This window comes from Streptomyces sp. NPDC052042, from assembly GCF_044548345.1.
Classification (GTDB): domain Bacteria; phylum Actinomycetota; class Actinomycetes; order Streptomycetales; family Streptomycetaceae; genus Streptomyces.
Genome location: NZ_JBIUBU010000087.1, coordinates 1 through 1,320, shown reverse-complemented (window position 1 = coordinate 1,320; position 1,320 = coordinate 1). Strand labels below are relative to the sequence as shown.

The window sequence follows — 1,320 nt, the reverse complement described above, 5'->3', positions numbered from 1 at the left end:
GGTGCGGTGCCAAGTCGCATGCCCGGTTCGGGAAGCGGCTCCGGGGAAACGGGCCGGTCGAAAGACCGGAACCGCGCCCCGGGCCGACTTCACCAGCGGGTGCCGGACGGCCTTCGAGAAGCTGAACCCCGGGTTGTGTGCAGCTTCGGTTACGGTGCGATGAGGCGCTATGCCGGATGCTGCTCCATCCAGGCGTGCACCGCCTGCTCCACCGCGTCCTGCATCCGGATCCCGCGAGCGATACAGCGGACCTTGAAAGCCCTGTGCAGATCGGCAGGGAGAGACGTCCCGAATGGCACTCGTCTACTTGGCGCCGAAGCAGGAGCGTCTGACGGACTGACGGAAGTGGCTGGGGGAACAGGAGGCCGGTCAAATACCTGGCCGGAGGTGAAGCGTACGAGCGCCTCGTACGACTCGGAGTTCGTCATGCGCTGCCAACGAGCCGGACAGCTTCGCGGTAGCGCAAGGTACCGCCCGGTCAACGGGATCCGTCAGTGTCGGCCAACGAAGCGGCGTTCTGGCCCACAGCCGTCCGATGCCCGGGTCGGACCGCTGCACGGCATGCTTCCGCAGCTTCACCCAGGCAGGTAGACGCGGCAGCGGGATGTGGCAGGGCTGCGTGATCCCGAACGCCCTTGCCAGCCTCATCCCCGGCCCCCGCCGCTCCAGGAAGAGCCCTGACCGGGACTCGGGGTGAGGGCCCGGGCCGTGGGCAGGGTGCATGGACCGCCGGACGATCCGACAGGGAGAGAGCGACATGAGTAACTACGAGTACGAGGCACACACCAACGCACGATCGGCTGCGGAAAGGTTCGGAGAAGACAAAAAACCGACGCGATCGGTGAGGGGCCTGCTGCCATCGCCTACGCGCTGCTCGACGTCGCCTCGGCCATCCGTGAGAACACCGAGGCCCAGAACGAGCGGCACCAATAGTCGTACGTCAAGCCGGTACCGGTGCCGAACCGGCGTACGGTTCGGGCGACGCGGCCGCTTACATAGCCGGCCAGCCCATCACGTACACCTTCGTGGTGACCAACACGGGCAATGTAACGCTCAAGGACGTGAAGGTCGACGAGGGCGAGTTCACCGGCCACGGCAAGCTCAACCCCGTCAACTGCCCCAAGGAGGCCGAATCCCTGGCCCCGGGTGCCACAGTCACCTGCACGGCCGCCTACACGGTGACCCAGGCCGACGTGGACGCGGGCACCATCACCAACTCGGCCATGGCCACCGGTACCCCGCCCTCGGGCAAGCCGCCCATCTCCCCGCCGTCCGAGATCACCGTGCCGTCCGACGGCCGGGCCCAGCTGGGCCTGACCA

General features: G+C 67.3%; 2 pseudogenes. Both read left to right on the top strand.

The features are described 5' to 3' along the window. Nucleotides 1-929: 929 nt before the first annotated feature. Nucleotides 930-1,028, top strand: a pseudogene (locus ACIHCL_RS36980) (hypothetical protein); the annotation flags it as partial. Further along, nucleotides 1,029-1,320 (top strand): annotated as a pseudogene (locus tag ACIHCL_RS36975) (hypothetical protein); the annotation flags it as partial.